Below are 6,391 nucleotides of genomic sequence, written 5' to 3' on the forward strand. Positions count from 1 at the left end.
GCTGTCTCCCTCGTGGTCACGGTGGAACGGCGCAGTTGGGGTGGGGCGGGGTCGGGCGGGGGCCTGCCGGCTAGCCGGCGTTGCGGGTCCGCCGGCCGAGCAGCCCGGTCAGCGAGGCGACCGTCGTGCGCGGCGGCTGCCGGAGGTCGCGGTCCGGGTGCAGGACCGTGCGGAACGCGGCCCAGGCGAGTGCGCCGAGGACGAAGCCGTAGCCGGAGACCAGCCCGTGCCCGTTCTCCTGCGCGAACCACATCGCCAGCCCGAGCACCGGCACGCCGAGCGCGAGCAGCCGGTTCTTGCGGACGGCCTTGCCGCGGCTCGCGCCCTCGTCGTCGGAGCCCTGCCCGGCACCCTGGCCGGCGGCCTTGCCGGAGTTCTCGGCGGCGCCGCCGCGCAGCAGCAGGGCCGCGGCCAGCGTCGCGCCCAGGAAGTAGGTGGCGCCGGAGCTGCCGGCGAAGTTGCGGGGGTCGGTGCTGTGGGAGGTCTGGCCCCACAGCTTGTCGATCTGCTCCGGCAGCAGGATGCCCGCGGCGAACAGGGCGAGCGTGAGCGGCGCGCCCCAGAACCAGTCGGCGAAGGCCGCGACGGCGGCGAGGGTGGCGATGTTCCAGGCCGCCCCGCCGAAGCCGCCGTTCTGCATGAAGACCGAGGTGACCACGCGCCACCAGCCGGACTTCGACGGGTCCGCGTCGAGCGCGCCCATCGCCCCCGACCAGCAGAGCTGGAGGGCCACCCCGGCGAGCGCGAGCCCGGTCAGGCCGACGGCCGCCCAGGGGATCCGCCGCCGGCCCAGGGTGCTCTGGCCGACCAGGGCCAGACCGCCGTTGAACATCAGCACCATCAGTGCCGCCGTGGTCACGTTGAACAGCAGGATGTCCATCGTCACCACCCCCCTCCGAGCCGTGTGCGATTTTGCTGATCATGACATTAGCGCGACCCGGGGAATTTTCAAACACTGTTTGAAAGCCGGCGCAGCTCGCTAGACTGCGGCCGTGAAGCTGACTGCAGACCGGATCATCGAGGCGGGGATGGCGGTGTTCGCCCAGACCGGCTACCACGGCTTCTCCGTGCGCCAGGTCGCGGACCGGCTCGACGTGCACGCCGGCAGCCTCTACTACCACGTGCCCAGCAAGGCCGCGCTGCTCCAGCTGATGGCCGACCGGGTGGTCCGCCAGGCGTACGAGGCCGGCACCGCCGCCCTGGCCGGACTGCCCCCGCAGACGAGCTGGCCGGAGCTGGTCACGGCGCAGGCCGTCGCCCTGCGGCAGAGCATCCGGCAGCACCCCGGCGGGGCGATCATGCTCGCCGGCAGCCCGAAGACCCTCAGCCCCGGCGCGCTCTCGCTGATGGAACGGCTGCTCGCCACCCTCGCCGAGGCCGGCGTGCCCCCGGAGCACTGCGGCACCGCCGCCGACACCGTGCTCAGCCACGTCACCGGCTACGTGCTCCAGGAGCAGAGCGAGCCACCCGCGGTGCCGGTCACCACCGAGGACGTCGCCGCGCTCCACCGGAGCTTCCCCCGGACGGTGGCCGCCGCGGCCGCGCACGGGCCGGACGAGAAGTTCACCCGCAGCCTGGACCTGCTCTGCGCCGGCATCGGGACGCTGATCCGGCCGCCGTCTGAGGGAGCGCCGTCCGAAGGAGCGCCGTCCGAAGGACCGGGCGGGAGGAGCTAGGCGGCGCCCCCGGTGACGGCGTGCCGGGCCAGGCTGTCGCGCAGGGAGGTCAGCCGGGCGATCTCGGCGTCCAGCGCGGCCAGGCGGTGCTCGACCACCGGGGCGAAGGTCTCCGGCCCGGCATCGCCGGTGGAGGCGCAGCTGCGCGGCGGGTCCTCAGTGAGCAGGTCGAGCCGGTGGGCCCGGCTGCGGATGTCCTCGACGGTCAGGCCGAGCGCGAGCAGCTCGCGGATCGCCCGCACCCGGGTCACCTCGGCCGGCCCGTACTCGCGCTGGCCGGTGGCCGTGCGGACCGGCGGCGGCAGCAGCCCGCGCTGCTCGTAGAAGCGCAGCGCCCGGGGCGTGGTGCCCGCCGCTGCCGCCGCGTCACCGATCCGCATCCGTCCCCCCGCTGCCGTTCCGGCTACACCTCGACGATCGTGGCACCGAAGGTACGGCCTTCGATCAGCCGGGGCAACGCCTCCGGGGCCCGGTCGAGGCCCGACACGGCCGTCCACGGGAAGGTGATCTCGCCGGCGCGCAGCCACGCGCCGAACCGCTGCCGCCACTCCGCCTCCAGGCCGGGGTGGTCCTGGCCGCGGAACCCGCGCACGGTGACACCCTGGTTGAGCAGCCGGAAGGTGTCGACCACCGCCGGGGAGCTGCCGCCGCGCCGGTCCGGCGCCATCTGCCCGGCCAGCGCCCCGACCAGGGCGAACCGTGCGCCCGGCCGGGCCGCGCCGACGGCGGCGGTCAGCTGCTCCCCGCCGACCGTGTCCAGCAGGACGTCGATGCCGCCCGGCGCGGCCCCGGCCAGCTGCTCGGCGATCGGCCCGGCGCCGCGCACCAGGACCGCGTCGAAGCCGAGCTCGGCCGTCAGCCGCTCCGCCTTGGCGGGCGAGCCGGTGGTGCCGATCACCCGCGAGGCGCCGAGCAGCCGGGCGACCTGCCCGGCGACCGTGCCGACCGCGCCCGCCGCACCGGTGACCAGCACGACGTCACCCGCCCGTACCCCGGCCGAGCGGGTCAGCCCGCCGTACCCGGCCGAGGCGGGGGAGAGCAGTGCCACCGGGTCCGGCAGCGTGTCGTCGACCGGGGCGAACCCGGCCGCGTCGCCCACCGCGTGGTCCCGCCAGCCCTGCATGTGGGTGACCAGGTCGCCCGGGCGCAGCGGGCCGTCCGCCGGCGCGGCCAGCACCTCGCCCAGCGCGGGGCCGAACAGTGCCCCGCCGGGCAGGATCCGCGGCAGCGGGAGGCCCGTCAGCTCGCCGCCGATCAGGGTGCGCAGGCCGGGGAAGACCAGGAAGGCATGGTTGCGGACCAGCACCTGGCCCGGGCCGGGCGCGGCGAGCGGGGCCTCGACGAGCGCGAAGTGCTCCGGGGCGGGCAGTCCGTCCGGGGCGGTGATGAGCCGGACCTCGCGGGCGGTCGTCGGGAGAGGCATCGTGGAACTCCTGGAGGAACACGGGCAGCGGCCGTCCCGCTGCGGGTGCCGGGACGCTAACCCCTGACCCGCGGGTCAGGGGCAAGCCCGCGAGGAGGCGCTGCGGAACGGCGGCTGCGGCGACCGTGCCTGACGGACCGTTCGGCGGACGAGGGGAGCGGTGATCTCCTAGAGTCACCACCGGTACGACCGAATGACCGCACCGACCGCAACGACCACACCGCGTGCACCACGGAGAGGCAGCACCATGAGCGAGCAGCAGGCCCCCGAGCCGTTCGAGCCCGTCACCGAGGACTGGCAGACCGCACTGGCCGTCGTCGCCCACCCCGACGACATGGAGTACGGCGGTGCCGCCGCCGTCGCCCGCTGGACGGCGCAGGGCAAGAAGGTGGTCTACCTGATGGTCACCAGCGGCGAGGCCGGCATCGACTCGCTGAGCCCCGAGGAGTGCGGACCGCTGCGCGAGGCCGAGCAGATCGCCTCCGCCGCCCTGGTCGGCGTCGACACCGTCGAGTTCCTCGGCCACCCCGACGGCGTGCTGGAGTACGGGCTGCCGCTGCGGCGCGACATCGCCCGCGCCGTCCGCCGGCACCGCCCGGACATCGTCATCACCAGCAACTTCCGCGAGACGTACGGCGGGACCTTCCTCAACCAGGCCGACCACATCGCCGTCGGCCGGGCCACCCTGGACGCGGTGCGCGACGCCGGCAACCGCTGGGTGTTCCGCGAGCTGACGGCCGAGGGCCACGAGCCGTGGAACGGCGTGCGCGAGATCTGGGCGGTCGCCTCGCCCGAGTCCCGGCACGCCGTGGACACCACCGACCACTTCGAGCAGGGCGTCGCCTCGCTGGCCGAGCACAAGGCGTACCTGGCCGGGCTGGGCGGCGTGATGAGCGACCCGCGTGAGTTCCTGGAGGGCTTCGGCCGGGGCGCCGGCAGCCGCCTCGGGACGCGCTTCGCCGTTCCGTTCGAGGTGTTCCCGCTGGGCTAGGCCCGCTCGAAGGGGAGGGCCTAGGCCTGCGAGTCCTCGTCCTGCGAGCCCTCGTCCGCCTGCTCGCGCCGTCCGTCGTCCGGTCTGCGGCGGCGGCGCAGCAGGTGGCGGGCGGCGAGGGCGGCGCAGAGGGCGGCGAGGGCGATCAGCAGCCAGAGCTGGTAGCGGATCGCCGTTCGGTAGACCCCGCCGATGTTGGCGCCGGCGAGGTAGCCGAAGGAGGACCAGACGCCGACCCAGAGCGCCGCCCCGAGCAGGTTGAACGGCTGGAACCGTCGCCAGCCCATCTCGGTGGTGCCGGCGATGATGCCGTTGGTCTGGCGCAGTCCGTCGACGAAGCGGGCGACGGTGACGACCTTGCCGCCGTGCCGGGCGAAGAAGCCGTCGGCTCGCTCCATCCGGGCCGGGGTGAGCAGGACGTAGCGGCCCCAGCGGTGGACGAAGGCGCGGCCGCCGGTGCTGCCGATCAGATAGCCGAGGCTGTTGCCGACGACCGCGGCGGTGAAGGCGATCGTCACCACGGCGGCGAAGTCGAGGTGCCCGGCGCCCGCGTAGACGGCGGCGAGCACCAGGATGGTCTGGCCGGGCGCCGGGATGCCGCAGTTGTCGAGCAGGACGAGGAGCGCCACGGCCGGGTAGCCGTACTGGTCGAGCAGGGGTGCGAGCCCGGCGAGCGCGCCGGGCAGTGCGGGGGCGGGTGCGGACACGTGAGTCACCACCCCGCGCCGCGGAAGCGCAGGGTGGTGGCCGCCTGGGTCAGCGGAGCGCCTCGCGGCGTTCGATGTTGCAGTCGGGCCCGGGGTAGATCAGGCCCGTGTGGCCGTCCTCGAAGCGGACCATGTACGGCGGCTCGCCCTCGGCGCCGCGCACCTCGATGATCTCGCCCTTCTGGTCGACCATGCCCACCGACTTGCTGTGGATGTGGAGCTGGTCACCTACCGCTGCGTGCATGGTCTGCTCCTCGGGTAGCGGTGGCCGCGCGGGCGGCCGTTCTGCTTCCACTGTGCTGCGGCGGGGACGGGCTCGCAACGGCGTGACGGCGCTGAGGGACGCCCGGGGGGCCTGGGGTTGCCGTCACGGCCGGGGTCGTCGCGCACCGTGGGCCTCGGTGTGGGCCTCAGCGTGGGCCTCGGTGTGGGCCTCAGCGTGGGCCGGGCGGTTCGGCCAGGTAGCAGCGGACCAGCCGTTTCGACTCGGCGATCAGGACCGGGTCGCCGTCCGGGTCGCCGCGGAAGGCGAGCTTGAGCACGGCGTCCGCCGCCTCCAGGGCCACCCGCAGGCGCAGCGTGAGCGTCGCCGGATCGACCGTGCCGAACAGTTCGCCGCCGAGTGCCTGGAGGCGCAGGGCGACAGCCGTGTTGTTGTCCAGTTCGGCGTCGATCAGGTGCCGGTCGTCCCGGACCCCGGCGGGCACGGCGGCGCCGGCCAGCCCGAAGTCCACCTGGCCGAAGCCGGGCACGGTCCGCTTCATGGTCACGAACTCGTCCACGGCGAGGTCGGTGAACCCGGCCGGGCCGTCCGGGGCCTCGCTGCTCAGCCGCCGGTCCAGCCGCTGGAGGTAGTGGTCGAGGTTGCGGCCGGCCAGTGCGGCCAGCAGGTCCTCCTTGCCGGCGAAGAACTGGTACAGCGTGCCGATCGGCACCTGGGCGCGGTGCGCGACCTCCTTGGTGGTGAGCGCGGTGGCCCCGGCCTCGTCGAGCAGCCCGGCGCAGGCGTCCAGGATCCGGCCGTACCGCTCCTGGCTGCGCTGCTGCACCGGCCGCCGGCGGCCCGGGGCGCGCTGCCCGGCGGCGTGGTGACTCCTCGTGTCCGGGCTCATGGGGCCACTGTGCCGCATCCGGCGTTCCCGCGGCCAATCACGAACATGAGCGCTACTCATGTTCGCCCCGGAGCGGGCCGCTCGCGGCCGCGAGCGGCCCGCCGGTGACCATCCGTCAGGCGGCCTGCTGCCAGCTGACCGGCGAGAAGTAGGCCGGGCGGCGCTCCAGGCGCTGCCAGGTGGCGATCGGCTCGACTGGCGCGGCCGCGGCCTGCTGGGCGGCGGCGGCGCGGGCCGTCAGCACGGCGGTGAGGGCCGCGAGCTCCTCGTCGGAGAGCGAGCCGCGGACGACGCGAATGAAGGGTTCGGCGGAAACGGCCATGGTCCGGTTTCTCCCGGGCGGATGCGTGGTGGGTGGTCGGTGGCGCCGGAACTGAAGGCCGCTGGACGGCGCTGCTACATCGGCGGGTTGCCGTGCTTGCGGCTGGGCAGGTCGGCGTGCTTGGTGCGGAGCATGGCGAGCGAGGAGGCGAGGACCTGCC

Annotated in this window: 9 protein-coding genes; 2 read left to right on the forward strand and 7 right to left on the reverse strand. The window is 74.7% G+C overall.

Annotated elements, in window-relative coordinates:
- Positions 1–70: 70 nt before the first annotated feature.
- Positions 71–880: a hypothetical protein gene (locus ACZ6NC_RS08275; protein WP_465730238.1), complete on the reverse strand. Its 810-nt coding sequence runs from the start codon at positions 878–880 to the stop codon at positions 71–73.
- A gap of 112 nt (positions 881–992) precedes the next feature.
- Here ACZ6NC_RS08275 and ACZ6NC_RS08280 point away from each other — a divergent pair, with 112 nt between their 5' ends.
- Positions 993–1,676 (forward strand): TetR/AcrR family transcriptional regulator, encoded by a 684-nt coding sequence (locus tag ACZ6NC_RS08280; protein WP_465730210.1) that lies wholly within the window; start codon positions 993–995, stop codon positions 1,674–1,676.
- Here ACZ6NC_RS08280 and ACZ6NC_RS08285 read toward each other — a convergent pair.
- Both ACZ6NC_RS08285 and ACZ6NC_RS08290 read right to left on the reverse strand, forming a co-directional pair.
- Positions 1,673–2,056 carry a MerR family transcriptional regulator gene (locus ACZ6NC_RS08285; RefSeq protein ID WP_465730212.1) on the reverse strand — a complete coding sequence of 128 codons (384 nt, stop codon included), beginning with the start codon at positions 2,054–2,056 and terminating at the stop codon, positions 1,673–1,675. The two genes, ACZ6NC_RS08280 and ACZ6NC_RS08285, sit on opposite strands and share 4 nt — an antisense overlap.
- 23 nt (positions 2,057–2,079) lie before the next feature.
- Positions 2,080–3,099 carry an MDR family NADP-dependent oxidoreductase gene (locus tag ACZ6NC_RS08290; RefSeq protein ID WP_465730214.1) on the reverse strand — a complete coding sequence of 340 codons (1,020 nt, stop codon included), beginning with the start codon at positions 3,097–3,099 and terminating at the stop codon, positions 2,080–2,082.
- A gap of 247 nt (positions 3,100–3,346) precedes the next feature.
- Between ACZ6NC_RS08290 and ACZ6NC_RS08295 the strand changes: the two genes are divergently transcribed.
- On the forward strand, positions 3,347–4,090 hold the full coding sequence (locus ACZ6NC_RS08295; protein ID WP_465730216.1) for a PIG-L deacetylase family protein: 744 nt from the start codon (positions 3,347–3,349) through the stop codon (positions 4,088–4,090).
- Positions 4,091–4,110: 20 nt separating this feature from the next.
- Here ACZ6NC_RS08295 and ACZ6NC_RS08300 read toward each other — a convergent pair whose 3' ends face one another.
- From ACZ6NC_RS08300 to ACZ6NC_RS08315, 4 genes are all read right to left on the reverse strand, one after another.
- Positions 4,111–4,797, reverse strand: coding sequence for a DedA family protein (locus ACZ6NC_RS08300; protein ID WP_465730218.1), 687 nt, complete (start codon positions 4,795–4,797; stop codon positions 4,111–4,113).
- A 49-nt stretch (positions 4,798–4,846) separates the two neighbouring features.
- Entirely contained in the window at positions 4,847–5,041 is a 195-nt protein-coding gene (locus ACZ6NC_RS08305) for a DUF1918 domain-containing protein (RefSeq protein WP_465730219.1), read from the reverse strand.
- Positions 5,042–5,231: 190 nt separating this feature from the next.
- A complete protein-coding gene (locus ACZ6NC_RS08310) occupies positions 5,232–5,909 on the reverse strand; it encodes a TetR/AcrR family transcriptional regulator (RefSeq protein WP_465730220.1) in 678 nt (225 codons plus the stop codon).
- Positions 5,910–6,024: 115 nt separating this feature from the next.
- Positions 6,025–6,231 (reverse strand): acyl-CoA carboxylase subunit epsilon, encoded by a 207-nt coding sequence (locus ACZ6NC_RS08315; RefSeq protein WP_465730222.1) that lies wholly within the window; start codon positions 6,229–6,231, stop codon positions 6,025–6,027.
- Positions 6,232–6,391: the final 160 nt, after the last annotated feature.

This window comes from Kitasatospora sp. NPDC041988 (assembly GCF_055588525.1).

Excerpts from the sequence above, each read along its gene's own strand:
- ACZ6NC_RS08305 (WP_465730219.1), bottom strand. The coding sequence starts at position 5,041 with ATGCACGCAGCGGTAGGTGACCAGCTCCACATCCACAGCAAGTCGGTG.
- ACZ6NC_RS08315 (WP_465730222.1), bottom strand. The coding sequence starts at position 6,231 with ATGGCCGTTTCCGCCGAACCCTTCATTCGCGTCGTCCGCGGCTCGCTC.
- ACZ6NC_RS08285 (WP_465730212.1), bottom strand. The coding sequence starts at position 2,056 with ATGCGGATCGGTGACGCGGCGGCAGCGGCGGGCACCACGCCCCGGGCG.
- ACZ6NC_RS08275 (WP_465730238.1), bottom strand. The coding sequence starts at position 880 with ATGGACATCCTGCTGTTCAACGTGACCACGGCGGCACTGATGGTGCTG.
- ACZ6NC_RS08310 (WP_465730220.1), bottom strand. The coding sequence starts at position 5,909 with ATGAGCCCGGACACGAGGAGTCACCACGCCGCCGGGCAGCGCGCCCCG.
- ACZ6NC_RS08290 (WP_465730214.1), bottom strand. The coding sequence starts at position 3,099 with ATGCCTCTCCCGACGACCGCCCGCGAGGTCCGGCTCATCACCGCCCCG.
- ACZ6NC_RS08295 (WP_465730216.1), top strand. The coding sequence starts at position 3,347 with ATGAGCGAGCAGCAGGCCCCCGAGCCGTTCGAGCCCGTCACCGAGGAC.